The organism is Pseudomonas sp. B7, from assembly GCF_016735645.1.
GTDB lineage: Bacteria > Pseudomonadota > Gammaproteobacteria > Pseudomonadales > Pseudomonadaceae > Aquipseudomonas > Aquipseudomonas glycinae.
This window is the reverse complement of record NZ_JAERRE010000018.1, coordinates 30,314-44,578: the sequence shown is the minus strand read 5'-3', so window position 1 is coordinate 44,578 and position 14,265 is coordinate 30,314. Positions and strand designations below refer to the sequence as shown.

Genomic DNA, 14,265 nt, shown 5'->3' with positions numbered 1-14,265 from the left:
AGATTCGGAAAAACCGGCTCTCAGGCCAGTTCATCCAATAGCCGCAGCAAGGTTTCACGCTTCTCGGCACCCAGTCGGTCGATCAACCGCTGTTGCGCCGCTTCCCAGGCTGGCAGTGCCGCTGCCAGGCGTTGCGCACCGGTTTCGGTGAGCCGGACGATGCGGTTGCGCATGTCTTCGCCTTCAGCCAGCGCCACCAGCCCCTCGCCTTCCAGTACCCGCAGATTGCGCCCGAGGGTGCTGCGATCCAGGCCCATCGCCTCGGCCAGTTCGGAAATGCTCGGTTGATCCAGCCGCTGCAGATTGCACAGCAAAGAATACTGGGCAACGTTGATCCCGAAGCCGTCGAGAGCGCCGTCGTAATGCCTGCTGACGCCACGTGCGGCGCGTCGCAGGTTGGTGCACAAACACTGAGATGGAAGCATGATGCGTGTATATACCCGCGACTGTGTTAAATCAAGTTACAGATCAAAGTTACTTATCAAAACAAGGCCAGCCCGACCAGCACTGACATCTCCAGCAATTCCAGCAACGCACCGGCCGTATCACCGGTGGTCCCACCCAGTCGTCGCACCATCAAATGCCGCAGCCAGATGAACACGATGACCGCCAGCAGCAACGCCACGACAGCATTGAACCCGGCAATCACCAAACACACCGCCGCACTCACCGCCAGCACCTGCCAACCTGTCTTGCGTGGCAGATGATCGGCCAGCGCCTGCCCCAACCCGCCGGCCCGCACATAGCTCGTGGTGAGAAACAGTCCGAGCAACGCCGCTCGGCCGATCAGCGGCACGATGATCAACGCCATGCCCTGCTGTTGTTCGATCAAGGCCAGCAACGCGGCGTACTTGAGCAACAACACCAACACCAGCGTCACCACGGCAATCGGCCCGCTGCGCGGATCTTTCATGATCGTCAGCGTACGCTCGCGATCACCGAAACCGCCGAGCCATGCATCGGCGCTATCCGCCAAACCATCAAGGTGCAACGCCCCGCTGAGCAGTACCCACACCGTCAGCAACAGCGCCGCGTGCAACAGCAATGGCGCGCCCGCCAACGCAATGTTCAGCGCCCAGAGAATCACACCGAACAGCAAGCCCACCAGCGGATAAAACAACAGTGACCGGCCGAGCTGTTCCGGCGCCGGCATGCCCGGCAGACGAATCGGCAGGCTACTGAGAAATTGCAGGGCGATCCACAGAGGCAGCATGTCAGAGCACTTCCCTGAGCGAACCGTCGGCCTCGACGATCAGCGAAAACAGCGCGCCGTGACCGACCTCGACATTGAGCAGTTGCTCACGGGGCAAGCCACGGGCCCGCGCCAGCAACAGACGCATCACGCCGCCATGACTGACCAGCAACACCCGCTCACCCGCGTACGCCGCGTGCAGGCGCATCACCGCCGCCAGCACCCGCGCAGAGAAATCGCTGACCGGCTCACCCTGCGGCGGAGTAAAGCCATAAGGATCCGCCCAGAACAGACCCAGCGCCTCGGCATCGGTTTCCATCAACGCTGCTGCACTCTGCCCTTCCCAGGCACCGAAATGCAGCTCCTGCAGATTCTTGTCCAGAGATACCGGCAGATCCCGCTGCGCGCTCAACTCTTCAGCAAACCGCGCGCAACGCTGCAACGGCGAACTGACCAGCCGATCCCACGGCCCCTGCCCAATCACCGCCTCGCGCATCTGCGCCCAGCCCTTTTCGGTCAGTGCATCGTCGAGACTGCCGCGCAGGCCGCCGCCGAGTTCGGTTTCTCCGTGGCGCAGCAGGTCCAGACGCAAGGTCATGCCGGGCGATCCGCCACTGCTGCTTCGGCGAAGGTCGCCATCTGACCGTGCAGGTCGCAGGCCAGACGCAGCAACGGCACCGCCAGCGCCGCGCCACTGCCCTCGCCCAGACGCAGACCCAGTTCAAGCAGCGGCTCCGCGCCAAGGGTATCCAGCACATGGCGATGGCCCGGCTCGGCACCGCGGTGACCGAACAGCAGCCACTCACGGCAAGCCGGATTCAGACGCACCGCCACCAGCGCGGCGACCGTGCAGATAAAACCGTCCACCAAAACCGCCACACCTTCCTGCGCACAGGCCAGATACGCGCCGACCAAAGCCGCAATTTCGAAGCCGCCGAGATTGAACAGGGTCTGCAACGCATCGCCGCGTTGTGCTGCGTGTAGCGCCAGCGCTCGCTCGATCACCTGCGCCTTGTGACTGACGCCTTCGGCATTCAACCCGGTGCCCGGACCGGTCAGATGAACCACTGGGCAATCGAGCAGCGCACAGGCCAGCGCACTGGCAGCCGTGGTGTTGCCGATGCCCATTTCACCGCCGATGAACAATTGCGCGCCTGCCGCTTTCGCCCGCAGCACACTGTCGCGACCGCCCTGCAAGGCGAGTTCACCCTGGGCCCGAGTCATCGCCGCGCCCTTGGCGAAATTCGCCGTGCCCGGACCGATGTTCAGGTGACGCACGCCCGGCAGGCTCAGCGACGGTGTCACGGTGCCCAGATCCACCACTTCCAGCTGCGCGCCAAGTTGTCGCGCCAGCACACTGATCGCCGCGCCGCCGCTGACGAAATTCAGCAGCATCTGCCCGGTGACCTCCTGCGGAAATGCGGAAACCCCTTCGGCGACAACACCGTGGTCACCGGCAAAAATCGAAATCCAGACGTGATCGAGTGTCGGTTTGACCTGGCCCTGCAATCCGGCCAGTTGCACCGCCACCGATTCGAGCTGCCCGAGGGAGCCGGCGGGTTTGGTCAATTGCTGCTGACGCGCCGCCGCGTTTTCAACGGCGTCCGTATCAACCGGTTTGCACGGGTTCAGCCACCAGGCTTGGGTCATAACGCAGGTCCTTTCAGAGTCAGAGGCAGGCCGGCGACCGTCAAGACGACTCGCTGACAACCCTCGGCCAGAGCTTGATGCAGCCAACCGGCTTCATCGACGTAGCGGCGAGTCAATTCGCCCAGCGGCACGACACCCATTCCGGTCTCGTTGCTGACAAAAATGGTTTCACCCGGCAGCGACGCCAGGCATTCGAGCAGGGCTTCGCGTTCGGCAGCGAGGCGCTCGGCGTCATCGAGCATCAGCAGATTGGTCAGCCACAGGGTCAGGCAATCCACCAGCAGGCAACGTTCGGCACTGGCGGTTTCGCGCAGGACCCGGGCCAGCTCCAGCGGCTCTTCGATCAGCGCCCATTCGGCGGGACGGCGCGCGCGGTGATGAGCGACGCGTTCATTCATCTCGCCATCCAGCGGCTGACTGGTGGCGATGTACGTCACTGCCAGCGCGCTGTCAGTGGCGAGTTTTTCAGCCAGGCGACTTTTGCCGGAGCGGGCGCCGCCGAGGATCAGTTGGAGCATGGGGACATTCCACAGAGTTCACGTAACAGCCCGGTATCCAGATGCTTCTCCACCAGATCCGCCAACCGCTCGATGTCGCGTTCGCGCAGGCCGTGGTAATCCACCTCCTGCACATCGTTCAGACCGGCCCAGCGCAACAGCGCCGCACTGGCCGCCGGCGATTCGAACAGGCCATGCAGGTAGGTGCCGAAAATCTGTCCATCGAGACTTTGCGCACCATCACAGCGGCCGTCGTCCAGATGCACAGCGGCGTTTTCCAGCGCAGCTCCCGTGGTCACGCCGGCATGAATTTCATAACCGCTAACCTCTGCATCTTCCAGCGCCAGACGTCCACGCACATTGCGCAACTGCTTTTCGGCTTCGAGCTGCGTTTCAAACGCCAACAAACCCAGACCGGCGCTGGAACCCGGCGCGCCTTCCAGGCCCAGCGGATCGTGCACCTGCTCGCCGAGCATTTGCAGGCCGCCGCAGATCCCCAGCAATTTGCCGCCGTAACGCAGGTGACGGCGGATCGCCGATTCCCAGCCATTGGCCCGCAGATACGCCAAATCACTGCGCACGCTTTTCGAGCCCGGAAGAATGATCAGATCGGCCGGAGGAATCGCCTGCCCCGGGCCGATGAATTGCAGATCCACCTGAGGATGCAGACGCAACGGATCGAAATCGGTGTGGTTGCTGATACGCGGCAGCACCGGCACCACCACTTTCAAGACTTGCTCGGCCTTGTCGGTCTGGCGCTGATCGATGCCGTCCTCGGCCTCCAGATGCAGGTCCATCACGTACGGCAGCACGCCCACCACTGGCTTGCCGGTGCGCTGCTCCAGCCAGTCGAGGCCCGGCTGCAGCAAGGCGATGTCACCGCGAAAACGGTTGATGATGAAGCCTTTGACTCGCGCCTGTTCACTCGGCGACAGCAGTTCCAGCGTGCCGACCAGATGGGCAAACACGCCGCCACGGTTGATGTCGGCAATCAACAAAACCGGGCAATCCACCGCTTCGGCGAAACCCATGTTGGCGATGTCGCCGGCGCGCAGATTGATCTCTGCCGGCGAGCCCGCGCCTTCGACCATCACCAACGGATAAGCAGTGCTCAAGCGTTCATGGGAAGCGAGAACCGCCTGCATGGCGATGGCTTTGTAGTCGTGATAGGCGACAGCGTTCATGCTGGTAACCGCGCGACCGTGGATGATGACCTGGGCGCCAGTGTCACTATTCGGCTTGAGCAGCACGGGATTCATGTCGGTGTGTGGCTCAAGGTGCGCGGCTTGCGCCTGTACCGCTTGTGCCCGGCCGATCTCGCCGCCGTCAGCAGTCACCGCGCTGTTGAGCGCCATGTTCTGCGGTTTGAATGGCACCACGGCAACGCCCTGGCGGGTTGCCCAGCGGCACAGCGCCGTCACCAGCGTGCTTTTGCCGGCGTCGGAGGTGGTGCCCTGCACCATTAATGTGGTCATGCTGGTTGGTTTTCCATAGAGCGGTCCAGGGCAAAGGCTTGCAGGGCTTGCTCAAGGCGCACTTCATCGGCGGCGTTGGCGGGCAGGCCGAAACGCAGGCTGCTGTTGTGCGCGAAGAGGCGCAGGAGAATGCCGCGGCGGGCCATGAACTCGTGCAGCGCGGCGGCCTGTTCGGTGATCAGCCACTGAAACAGTGCGCAGCCGCCCTGCGGTTTGAAGCCGTGCCGCTCAAGTAGCGCAGCCAATCGTTCGCTGGCCTCGTCGCTGCGGATGCGCTGGCGGGTATGGCCTTCGGTGTCGCGCAGACAAGCCTGCCCCAGCACCCGCGTCGGTCCGCTAACTGCCCAGGGCCCGACCTGTTCGGCCAGCAACCGGAGCAACTTGCGCTCGGCCAGCACGAACCCCAGCCGCACACCGGCCAGACCGAAAAACTTGCCGAACGAGCGCAGTACGATCAAACCCACTTGATGCGCATGCGGGGCAAGGCTCAACTGCGGCGTGTTGTCCATGAACGCTTCGTCGACCACCAGCCAGCCGCCGCGCTGGGCCAGCCGTGCGTGCCAGTCGAGCAGGCGCGCCGGGGTCAGGTTCAGGCCTGTTGGATTGTTCGGATTGACCACCACCAGCACGTCGAGGCTGTCGAGAAAGAAGTCGACTTCCTGCTCCAGCACCTCACGCACGCTATAGCCGCTGCGCCGCCAGGCTTCGGCATGTTCGGCATAACACGGCGACAGCACGCCGACCTTGCCGGCCCTACGCAAACGCGGCAGCAACTGAATGGCCATCTGCGAACCGGCCACCGGCAACACCTGGCTGGCGCCGTAGTAATCGCAGGCGGCCTGCTCCAGGCCGTCATCGTTTTCCGGCAAACGCGCCCAGGCCCGCAGCGGGATGTCCGGGACCGGAAACGGCCACGGCGCCAGGCCCGTAGACAGGTCGAGCCAGTCTTCTTCCGCGATGCCGTATTCGAGCGCCGCCCTGCGCAACCGGCCACCGTGCTCAAGCATAGAATTCAGCCCCCACGCAGAGAATCAGCAGCCATAACCATACCCCGCGCTGGACCAATTGCCAGCCGCGATCAATGGAATCGGCATCCGCCGGCGCGCCCTCGCCCAGTTGCGGACGCTCGTGCAGCTCGCCGTGGTAAATCGCCGGGCCACCCAGCTCGACGCCCAAGGCACCCGCGCCAGCGGCCATCACCGGGCCGGCGTTCGGGCTGTCCCATTTCGGCGCCTGGGTGCGCCAGCATTTCAACGCCAGTCGGGTTTTGCCGAGCAAGGCGTAGGTCAACGCCACCAGCCGTGCAGGAATGTAGTTGAGGACGTCGTCGATTTTTGCCGCTGCCCAGCCGAAACGCTCGAAGCGTTCGTTGCGATAGCCCCACATCGCGTCGAGCGTATTGCTCAGACGATAGAGCACCACGCCCGGCGCACCGGCCACGGCAAACCAGAACAGCGCGGCGAACACTGCATCGCTGCCGTTTTCCAGCACCGACTCGGTGGCGGCGCGGGCGACGGCGGTGCTGTCCAGCTCATCGGTCTGACGGCTGACCAGATAACCCACACGCTTGCGCGCCTCCTCTAGATCATCGGCGCGCAAAGCCTTGGCCACCGGCTCGACGTGCTCACCCAGGCTGCGCATGCCGAGGGCGCAATACAGCGCAAGAATCTCGACGATCCAGCCCACATACGGCGCCCAGGAAAACGCGGTGGCCAGCAGGGTCAGCGGCAACACCGCGATCACCCACGCGGTGACGCCATGGCTGCGCCAACCACGACCAGCGCTATTGAAACGTTGCTCGATGCGCCCGGCGAAATTGCCGAACGCCACCAGCGGATGCCAGCGTTTCGGTTCACCCAGCAGCGCATCCAGCGCAACCGCGGCGGCACTCAGCAACGCCACACTCATTGACTCACTCCCCAGAAATTTTCGTACAGCAGCTCATTCAGCGGACGCGCCTGCGCCCACCCTTCGAGTACCAGCATCGGCGCCGGATAGAATGCCTTGACCGGCCCCAGACAAAGCACCGCCAGCGGCTTGGCCCCGTCCGGCAGTTTCAGCAGATCGGCCAGCGCCTGCGGTTCGAACAGCGACACCCAGCCCATGCCCAGGCCTTCGGCACGCGCGGCCAGCCACAGGTTCTGGATTGCGCAGGACAGCGACGCCATGTCCATTTCCGGCAGCGTGCGACGACCGAAAATATGCCGCTCGCGATCGTCCATCAACGCCGCGACCAACACTTCGGCGCAGTCGTTGATGCCTTCGACCTTGAGCTTCATGAATTCGTCACTGCGCTCGCCGAGGGCTTCGGCGGTGCGCACGCGCTCCTCTTCAACAAGGTTCTGGATCTGGCCACGTAGCGCGCGGTCGCTGATACGGATGAAGCGCCACGGCTGCATCAGGCCGACGCTCGGCGCCTGATGCGCGGCTTCAAGCAATCGTCGCAACACGTCAGGCTCGACCGTACCGCCGCTGAAGTGGCGCATGTCGCGGCGTTCGGCGATGGCGCGGTAGACCGCTTCGCGCTCGGCGTCAGTGAAGGCGTTGTCGGTCATGGCACCAACAGTGCGGCAATCGCCGACGGATTCGACGGGAAGTAAAAATGTACGTACGAGGCGGTCATCCGCCCTTGCCGGTACACCGCTTCTGCGCCGCGCCCCCCATTGGGGCTGTGGCCACGGGCAATCGGCGTCAGTTCGGTGGTGGTCAGGGAATGGTGATAGGTGTGGCCGCGCAACAGGCCTTCCGGCAGGTCGACCTCTTGCAGCGCCAGCGCGGCGAGGCGCTTTTGCATCACGGCGTCGCCACTCAACAGGCCGACCAGCTCCGCGCGGGTGCCTTCGACATCGGTCAGCGAGTCGAGCAAGTACAGCATGCCACCGCACTCGGCGAGCAACGGTTTGCCGGCCGCGTGGTGCGCGCGGATCGCTTTGAGCATGTCGGCGTTCTGCGACAAGGTTACGTGGTGCAATTCCGGATAACCGCCGGGCAGGTACAAGCTGTCGGCGTCGGGCAATTGCGCATCGCGGATCGGCGAGAAGAAACTCAGCTCCGCCCCCATCGCTCGCAACAGATCGAGACTGGCGCCGTAGGTGAAGGCAAAGGCTTCGTCGCGGGCGACGGCAATTCGCACGCCTTCGAGCAGCTTTTCGGTCTCAACGATTTTTGGTGCGGCGAATTCCACGGCCGGTGGCAGCGCTACCTCGCAAGTGCCGGCCAGTGCTTCGGCGGCGGCGTCGAGACGTACGTCGAGGTCATTCAGTTCGCTGGCCTGCACCAGGCCGAGATGGCGGCTTGGCAGTTCGATCCCGGTTTCCCGGGACAACGCGCCGTACCAGCGCAGGCCTTCAGTGAGGCTGCCTTCCAGCAACTGCGCATGGCGCACGGTACCGACGCGGTTGGCCAGCACGCCGGCGAACGGCAGGTCCGGCTGATAGCGCGCCAAACCCAGAGCCAAAGCGCCGAAGGTCTGCGCCATGGCCGTGCCGTCGATCACGCCGAGCACCGGCACGCCGAAATGCCGCGCCAGATCGGCGCTCGACGGCGTACCGTCAAACAAACCCATCACGCCTTCGATCAGGATCAGATCGGCTTCGGCGGCGGCTTCCCACAACAGGCGACGACTTTCCTGCTCGCCGACCATCCACATGTCCAGTTGATAGACCGGCGCACCGCTGGCGCGCTCGAGGATCATCGGGTCGAGAAAGTCCGGGCCGCATTTGAACACGCGGACCTTGCGCCCCTGATTGCGATGCAGACGGGCCAGCGCGGCGGTGACGGTGGTCTTGCCCTGACCGGAAGCCGGCGCGGCGATCAGAACCGCCGGGCAGTGACGTGGTTGATTCAAAGTTCGACGCCTTTCTGCGCTTTGATACCGGCTTGGAAGGCGTGTTTGATCATGCCCATTTCGGTGACGGTGTCGCCCATCTCGATCATTTCCGGCTTGGCAGCGCGACCGGTGACGATCACATGCTGCATCGGCGGACGGGCCTGCAGATCGCTGAGCACCTGATCCAGATCGAGGTAACCGTGCTTGAGGGCGATGTTCAGTTCATCGAGCACCACCAGACCGATCGACGGATCACGCAGCAGTTCGCGGGAGACTTCCCAGGCCGCTTCGGCGGCGGCGATGTCGCGCTGGCGGTCCTGGGTTTCCCAGGTGAAGCCTTCGCCCATCACATGAAAACGTACTTGTTCAGGGAAGCGGCGGAAGAACAGCTCTTCGCCGGTGCTGTTGCGACCCTTGATGAACTGCACCACGCCGCACTGCATGCCGTGGCCCATGGCGCGGGCGAGCATGCCGAATGCCGAACTGCTCTTGCCTTTGCCATTGCCGGTGAGCACCAGCACCAGCCCGCACTCGTCTGGCGAATTGGCGATGCGTTCGTCGATCACCGCTTTTTTGCGCTGCATGCGCGCCAGGTGGCGCTCGTCGCGTTCGGGGGAATCAGTCATGGGGGAGCTCTCCGTTGAGGCTGGATAACGGCGGGCAGGCACAAGAATAGACGGCAACAAGCCTGGCATCGCCCACCGTGATGCCGCTGGATGGATCAGGCCGGTCTCCGGGCTCATGAGCGGCTGGTGCCTGGCTGCGCGCCTTCCCGCTGTTAAGCAGTGGCATCAGACGCAGCTTTTACTCATTTACCGTTGCGGGGGCAGCGCCGGGATCGTGAGGGTTCTTCGCTCGAAGACCCGCCTCACCGGCTTCCCTGTTTCACTCTGTCGACATGCGCCACAGAGCACCTGAAACAAGCCGCGAAGGTTAGAGGGTTGGGGGTGGAGCGTCAATTGAAGAGGGGCTTGTGCGGCGAATAACTGCCGCCGATCAATTAACTGACGCCAATCTTGTGCCACACTGCCATGAGTGATATCAAAGAGCCATGCCTTTTGACTGCAGAGAGCACATCACAATAACAAGGGAGAGCACCATGCAAGGCATGATCATCAGCAATCCGCGGCTGGAATTCCTGCGCCCGGTGCTGGAACGCTGGTTTGACTGTATCGACCGCTACAACGCCGTGCGCGGCGACAATGACACACCTTATTGGCACGACGAAAAAGCCAACCTCGGCCTGCTGTCGGCCGCTGCGTGGATGGCCGAACTGGTCACCCTGCGCGACACTGCCACCCGCAAACAGAATGAAGAAGGCGAGCGCAACGCCCGCGCCGATTTGTTTATTGCTGGCGCCGAGGATCGCGCCTTCATTCAGGCGACCCAACGCTGGCCGCGCGTCACCAGCCTGAATCTGACGCAGGCCCTGGCGGATATCACCAGCGACGCCAGGCGCATCAGCTACGCCAGCGACCTGAAACTCGGCTGCCTGTTCGTCGCCCCGCAAAAAGCCCAGCACAGCGCCAGCCCGGAAGAGTTGCAGGACATGGTCGACGACCTGCAAAAGGAACACACCTGCGCCGTCGCCTGGTACTTTCCCTACGCCTACCGCAAATTGCGCAGCGAAGCCGGCAACTATCACCCCGGCGTTGCCGTGCTGTTCAAGGAAGCTCGCGGCTGAGGGTTGAACCATCGGGCTTGTGCGCTTCTCTATGTTTAGGAATGCATTCATAGGGAAGATCAGCAATGCGCAAGCCCCAGTTCGTTTTCGTCATCATGATCGCCGGAGGGCTCGCCGCCTGTGGTGAATCCTCCAGCCTGCAAGTCTCCGACGGCACCGGTCCGTCACCGAAACTGCCCGAACCGAACAAGACCCTGATCCCGACGGTGAACATCGCCCCGGCCATTGGCTGGCCGGCCGGCGCGAAGCCGACGGCAGCGGCAGGCACTCAGGTGGCGGCTTTCGCCGAAAATCTCGATCATCCGCGCTGGCTCTACGTACTGCCGAACGGCGATGTACTCGTGGCAGAAACCAACGCCCCGCCAAAACCGGACGACAGCAAGGGCATTCGTGGCTGGGTGATGAAAAAAGTCATGGGCCGCGCGGGTGCCGGCGTGCCCAGCCCGAACCGCATCACCCTGCTGCGCGATGCCGATCACGATGGCGTGGCCGAGACCCGCACGGTGTTCCTGCAGAACCTCAACTCGCCATTCGGCATGACCTTGGTCGGCAACGATCTGTACGTGGCCGATACCGATCGCCTGCTGCGCTTCAACTACGAGCCCGGCGCGACCGAAATCAAGAGCCAGCCGATCAAGGTCGTGGATTTGCCGGGCGGCACGCTCAACCATCACTGGACCAAGAACGTCATCGCCAGCAAAGACGGCAGTAAGCTGTACGTCACCGTCGGCTCGAACAGTAACGTCGGCGAAAACGGTCTCGATCAGGAAGAAGGCCGCGCGGCGATCTGGGAGGTGGACCGCGCCACCGGCAATCACCGGATCTTCGCCTCGGGCATCCGCAACCCCAACGGCCTGGCCTGGGAGCCGCAAAGCGGTGCGCTGTGGACCGCCGTGAACGAGCGCGACGAAATAGGCAGCGATCTGGTGCCGGACTACATCACTTCGGTCAAGGACGGTGCCTTCTATGGCTGGCCGTTCAGCTACTACGGCCAGCACGTTGATGTGCGCGTCGAACCACAGCGACCGGACATGGTGGCCAAGGCCATCGCTCCCGACTACGCCGTCGGCCCGCACACCGCATCACTGGGCCTGACCTTCGCCGAAGGCAACCGCCTGCCGGCGCAGTTCAAAGAAGGCGCATTCATCGGTCAGCACGGCTCGTGGAACCGCAAACCGCATAGCGGTTATAAGGTGATCTTTGTGCCGTTTGCCGCCGGCAAGCCGAGCGGAACGCCAGTGGACGTGCTGACCGGTTTCCTCGACAAGGACGAGAACGCGCTGGGCCGCCCGGTCGGCGTGGTGATCGACCAGCAAGGTGGATTGCTGGTGGCGGATGATGTGGGGAACAAGGTGTGGCGGGTTTCAGCGACCCGTTAATCTATTGCAGGCATAAAAAACCCGTGGGAGCCATTCAGCTGCCACGGGTTTTTATGTATCTGGACTACGGGTTATGCGCCAGATGCTCTGGCTGCAGAACGCGCTTGGCGCTCAGATAGGCTTTCTGCCAATACGCTTTCGACAGGCTGTCCAGCTTCACCGTGCCGCCGGTGGCGGGCGCATGAACGAAGCGCCCTTCCCCGACATAGATCCCCGCATGACTGACCTGTGAGCCGCCATTGGTGGCGAAGAAGATCAGGTCGCCAGTCTGCAGCCCTTCCTTGCCGACATTCGGCGCCTGCATGACGATCATCTCGCGGGTTGAACGCGGCAGGCTGATGCCGGCGGCATCGCGGTAGACAAAACCGATCAGGCCACTGCAATCGAAGCCCGAATCCGGCGTATTGCCACCCCAACGATAGGGCGTACCCACCAGCCCGAGCGCGCGAAACAGCACGTCTTCGGCAGCGGGTGAAAAGGCCTGGGAGGATCCGAACACGATCGGAGCGCGAACCACCGGCGCAGGCGGCGGAGTGCGGCTGGCGCAGGCGCTGAGCAGCGCTGCGAAGAACATCAGGGCAAAGCGGGCCGACATCGTCATTTGCAGAACATCCTGATCTGGCTGCGGCTTTGACTGCCGATTCGATAGAAAACAAAACCGCCTGCGTTGGGACGCAGGCGGTTTGCCATCAATATAGATCAGGATTCTAGCGGCTACGCGGCAAACTTCAAGTAAGACTTTAACTTCACCTTGTAAAGTTTAGGTCTATTGCGTCAGAAGGGCCGCTTTGTCGCCACGAGCGTAGCGACAATCGAGTGATTACTTGCGAGCAGTAACCACGGTCGGAGCGTTCGCCAAAGCGCGTTTGGCTTCGATGAAGGTCTTGCTCCAGTAGCTGTCGCCCAGGCTGTCGATGCGAACACCGCCGCTGCGACGAGAGCTGGAATGGATGAACTGGTTGTCGCCCAGGTAGATCCCGGCGTGGCTGACACGACCGCGACGACCATTGGTGGCGAAGAACAGCAGGTCGCCCGGCTCGAGGTTGCTGCGCGAAACCAGCGGCGCATCAACGTTGATCATTTCGCGGGTGGAGCGCGGCAGGTTCATGCCCGCTTCTTCGCGGAACAGGTAGCCGATGAAACCGCTGCAATCGAAACCGGCTTCAGAGGTACCGCCGAAACGGTAACGGGTACCGATCAGGGACATGCCGCGTTCGAGGATGCTGTCGGCCAGAACCGGAAGCTGGTAAGGCTTCTTGCCGTTGAAGTCGGCGAGTTCTTTTTCGGTGTCCAGCTCTTCCTGGTAAATAACGGAAGACTGGGCGGTGGCAGAATTTTTAGCCTGTTGTTGCTGCTCTTGATTAACAGGTGAATGAGCAGCGCAACCGAACAACAGGGTGACGAGTGCGAGAGGCACGAGGGGTGCGAAGCGCTTTAGCATGGGCACGACCGTGGCTGATAGTTGTAAAGAAGCCGAGACTATGCCCGCTATCAGCCTCATTTGCAAATTCAATCGATCTTTTTGTGACTTCCCGGTTTCTCGGTAACATCTAAGCGCTTAAGCCTATTTGAATGGAGACGCGGCCTGTGCAACCCACAGGAAAGCGGGTTTTCTGGCGCCTGAAATATGCCAAAACCGGCTGAAAGCCCCGGTTTTACCAGCCCAGGGTTTCTTTCAGGAAGGGAATGGTCAGCTTGCGCTGAGCCTGCAAAGAGGCCTGATCGAGCTGCTCCAGCAGATCGAAAAGCGCGCTCATACTGCGGGTACCGCGAGTCAAAATAAAATGCCCAACCTCGTCAGTCAGGTGCAGACCGCGACGTGAAGCACGCAGTTGCAGGGCACGCAATTTGTCTTCGTCGGAGAGCGGACGCATCTGGAAGATCAGCGCCAGGGTCAGCCGTGATTTCAGGTCAGCCAGTTTGATCGGCAGTTCACGGGGTGAAGTGGACGCCGCAATCAGCAGACGCCGACCGCTGTCACGCAGACGGTTGAACAGATGAAACATTGCCTCTTCCCAGTCCGCCTTGCCGGCAATCACCTGCAAGTCGTCCAGACAGACCAGTTCGTACTGTTCGAGGTTGTCGAGAATTTCGATGCCGCGATCCATCAACTCGGCCAGCGGCAGGTACACCGCCGGTTCACCCATCTGTTCGAAGCGCAGGCACGCGGCCTGCAACAGATGCGTACGCCCTACTCCGTGCTTGCCCCACAGATAGATCAGGCTTTCGGTCCAGCCGGCGTCGGCTTCGCATAGACGCTCGACATAGCCGAGTGCAGCGGCATTGGCGCCTGGGTAGTAGTTGATGAAGGTGGCGTCGTCACGCAGACGCACACCTAGGGGCAGCTGAATCGGTTTCATGCTGACTGAACAGTTCCCAAGGAACCGTTAGTGGCCTCTGTGTAAAGTGAGCGAAGTTTATACCCGTGAAGCGGAGCGCACAATGCGACAGACCCCAAGCAAAATCAAAGGTTTGCGTTAACGTGCTGGTTTTATGACAGTTTCTTTGGCGCCATGGCCTGCAGGAGACGGGCCAACCCGGTAATCCACCGGACGGCCC

The 14,265-nt window shown here is 62.5% G+C and carries 16 protein-coding genes and 1 riboswitch; of the genes, 2 read left to right on the top strand and 14 right to left on the bottom strand.

The features are described from left to right. Positions 1 to 20: 20 nt before the first annotated feature. From JKA62_RS28185 to cobO, 11 genes are read right to left on the bottom strand one after another with little or no spacing between them, the layout of a single operon-like run. Positions 21 to 425 (bottom strand): MarR family winged helix-turn-helix transcriptional regulator, encoded by a 405-nt coding sequence (locus tag JKA62_RS28185; protein WP_007950413.1) that lies wholly within the window; start codon positions 423 to 425, stop codon positions 21 to 23. 56 nt (positions 426 to 481) lie between these two features. Continuing rightward, positions 482 to 1,213, bottom strand: a complete 732-nt coding sequence (locus JKA62_RS28180) for an adenosylcobinamide-GDP ribazoletransferase (RefSeq protein ID WP_201820485.1) — start codon at positions 1,211 to 1,213, stop codon at positions 482 to 484. A gap of 1 nt (position 1,214) precedes the next feature. After that, the gene (gene cobC / locus JKA62_RS28175; protein WP_201820484.1) at positions 1,215 to 1,790 is read right to left on the bottom strand and encodes an alpha-ribazole phosphatase family protein; all 576 of its coding nucleotides are present in this window, start codon (positions 1,788 to 1,790) and stop codon (positions 1,215 to 1,217) included. Next, entirely contained in the window at positions 1,787 to 2,842 is a 1,056-nt protein-coding gene (gene cobT / locus JKA62_RS28170; protein ID WP_201820481.1) for a nicotinate-nucleotide--dimethylbenzimidazole phosphoribosyltransferase, read from the bottom strand. Before cobT ends, cobC begins: the two co-directional genes overlap by 4 nt. Next, positions 2,839 to 3,360, bottom strand: coding sequence for a bifunctional adenosylcobinamide kinase/adenosylcobinamide-phosphate guanylyltransferase (gene cobU / locus JKA62_RS28165; protein WP_201820478.1), 522 nt, complete (start codon positions 3,358 to 3,360; stop codon positions 2,839 to 2,841). The genes cobT and cobU overlap by 4 nt, the downstream gene beginning before the upstream one ends. Then, positions 3,348 to 4,814 (bottom strand): cobyric acid synthase, encoded by a 1,467-nt coding sequence (locus tag JKA62_RS28160; protein WP_201820476.1) that lies wholly within the window; start codon positions 4,812 to 4,814, stop codon positions 3,348 to 3,350. Before JKA62_RS28160 ends, cobU begins: the two co-directional genes overlap by 13 nt. Further along, entirely contained in the window at positions 4,811 to 5,821 is a 1,011-nt protein-coding gene (cobD, locus tag JKA62_RS28155) for a threonine-phosphate decarboxylase CobD (RefSeq protein ID WP_201820473.1), read from the bottom strand. Before cobD ends, JKA62_RS28160 begins: the two co-directional genes overlap by 4 nt. Beyond that, positions 5,814 to 6,722: an adenosylcobinamide-phosphate synthase CbiB gene (gene cbiB, locus JKA62_RS28150; RefSeq protein WP_011333141.1), complete on the bottom strand. Its 909-nt coding sequence runs from the start codon at positions 6,720 to 6,722 to the stop codon at positions 5,814 to 5,816. The genes cobD and cbiB overlap by 8 nt, the downstream gene beginning before the upstream one ends. Beyond that, the gene (bluB, locus tag JKA62_RS28145) at positions 6,719 to 7,369 is read right to left on the bottom strand and encodes a 5,6-dimethylbenzimidazole synthase (RefSeq protein ID WP_011333140.1); all 651 of its coding nucleotides are present in this window, start codon (positions 7,367 to 7,369) and stop codon (positions 6,719 to 6,721) included. The genes cbiB and bluB overlap by 4 nt, the downstream gene beginning before the upstream one ends. Continuing rightward, positions 7,366 to 8,661 carry a cobyrinate a,c-diamide synthase gene (locus tag JKA62_RS28140; RefSeq protein ID WP_201820471.1) on the bottom strand — a complete coding sequence of 432 codons (1,296 nt, stop codon included), beginning with the start codon at positions 8,659 to 8,661 and terminating at the stop codon, positions 7,366 to 7,368. Before JKA62_RS28140 ends, bluB begins: the two co-directional genes overlap by 4 nt. Then, positions 8,658 to 9,269 carry a cob(I)yrinic acid a,c-diamide adenosyltransferase gene (gene cobO, locus JKA62_RS28135; RefSeq protein ID WP_007950401.1) on the bottom strand — a complete coding sequence of 204 codons (612 nt, stop codon included), beginning with the start codon at positions 9,267 to 9,269 and terminating at the stop codon, positions 8,658 to 8,660. The genes JKA62_RS28140 and cobO overlap by 4 nt, the downstream gene beginning before the upstream one ends. An 81-nt stretch (positions 9,270 to 9,350) precedes the next feature. After that, positions 9,351 to 9,576: riboswitch (cobalamin riboswitch) on the bottom strand. A gap of 166 nt (positions 9,577 to 9,742) precedes the next feature. Here cobO and JKA62_RS28130 point away from each other — a divergent pair. Beyond that, complete coding sequence (locus JKA62_RS28130; protein WP_041475179.1) at positions 9,743 to 10,327, top strand: hypothetical protein; 585 nt, start codon at positions 9,743 to 9,745, stop codon at positions 10,325 to 10,327. 65 nt (positions 10,328 to 10,392) lie between these two features. After that, positions 10,393 to 11,706 carry a PQQ-dependent sugar dehydrogenase gene (locus tag JKA62_RS28125; RefSeq protein ID WP_201820470.1) on the top strand — a complete coding sequence of 438 codons (1,314 nt, stop codon included), beginning with the start codon at positions 10,393 to 10,395 and terminating at the stop codon, positions 11,704 to 11,706. A gap of 64 nt (positions 11,707 to 11,770) precedes the next feature. Here JKA62_RS28125 and JKA62_RS28120 read toward each other — a convergent pair whose 3' ends face one another. The 3 genes from JKA62_RS28120 to hda all read right to left on the bottom strand — a co-directional run bounded on the left by JKA62_RS28120 (position 11,771) and on the right by hda (position 14,066). Continuing rightward, the gene (locus JKA62_RS28120) at positions 11,771 to 12,307 is read right to left on the bottom strand and encodes a C40 family peptidase (protein ID WP_011333136.1); all 537 of its coding nucleotides are present in this window, start codon (positions 12,305 to 12,307) and stop codon (positions 11,771 to 11,773) included. Positions 12,308 to 12,526: 219 nt separating this feature from the next. Then, positions 12,527 to 13,147, bottom strand: coding sequence for a C40 family peptidase (locus JKA62_RS28115; RefSeq protein WP_007950397.1), 621 nt, complete (start codon positions 13,145 to 13,147; stop codon positions 12,527 to 12,529). 214 nt (positions 13,148 to 13,361) lie between these two features. Further along, positions 13,362 to 14,066 carry a DnaA regulatory inactivator Hda gene (hda, locus tag JKA62_RS28110; RefSeq protein ID WP_007950396.1) on the bottom strand — a complete coding sequence of 235 codons (705 nt, stop codon included), beginning with the start codon at positions 14,064 to 14,066 and terminating at the stop codon, positions 13,362 to 13,364. Positions 14,067 to 14,265 lie beyond the last annotated feature (199 nt).

Coding starts and splice junctions, on each gene's coding strand:
- JKA62_RS28125 (WP_201820470.1), top strand. CDS start 10,393: ATGCGCAAGCCCCAGTTCGTTTTCGTCATCATGATCGCCGGAGGGCTC.
- cobU (WP_201820478.1), bottom strand. CDS start 3,360: ATGCTCCAACTGATCCTCGGCGGCGCCCGCTCCGGCAAAAGTCGCCTG.
- JKA62_RS28130 (WP_041475179.1), top strand. CDS start 9,743: ATGCAAGGCATGATCATCAGCAATCCGCGGCTGGAATTCCTGCGCCCG.
- cobT (WP_201820481.1), bottom strand. CDS start 2,842: ATGACCCAAGCCTGGTGGCTGAACCCGTGCAAACCGGTTGATACGGAC.
- bluB (WP_011333140.1), bottom strand. CDS start 7,369: ATGACCGACAACGCCTTCACTGACGCCGAGCGCGAAGCGGTCTACCGC.
- cobO (WP_007950401.1), bottom strand. CDS start 9,269: ATGACTGATTCCCCCGAACGCGACGAGCGCCACCTGGCGCGCATGCAG.
- hda (WP_007950396.1), bottom strand. CDS start 14,066: ATGAAACCGATTCAGCTGCCCCTAGGTGTGCGTCTGCGTGACGACGCC.
- cobC (WP_201820484.1), bottom strand. CDS start 1,790: ATGACCTTGCGTCTGGACCTGCTGCGCCACGGAGAAACCGAACTCGGC.
- JKA62_RS28120 (WP_011333136.1), bottom strand. CDS start 12,307: ATGACGATGTCGGCCCGCTTTGCCCTGATGTTCTTCGCAGCGCTGCTC.
- cobD (WP_201820473.1), bottom strand. CDS start 5,821: ATGCTTGAGCACGGTGGCCGGTTGCGCAGGGCGGCGCTCGAATACGGC.
- JKA62_RS28180 (WP_201820485.1), bottom strand. CDS start 1,213: ATGCTGCCTCTGTGGATCGCCCTGCAATTTCTCAGTAGCCTGCCGATT.
- JKA62_RS28160 (WP_201820476.1), bottom strand. CDS start 4,814: ATGACCACATTAATGGTGCAGGGCACCACCTCCGACGCCGGCAAAAGC.
- JKA62_RS28185 (WP_007950413.1), bottom strand. CDS start 425: ATGCTTCCATCTCAGTGTTTGTGCACCAACCTGCGACGCGCCGCACGT.
- JKA62_RS28115 (WP_007950397.1), bottom strand. CDS start 13,147: ATGCTAAAGCGCTTCGCACCCCTCGTGCCTCTCGCACTCGTCACCCTG.
- cbiB (WP_011333141.1), bottom strand. CDS start 6,722: ATGAGTGTGGCGTTGCTGAGTGCCGCCGCGGTTGCGCTGGATGCGCTG.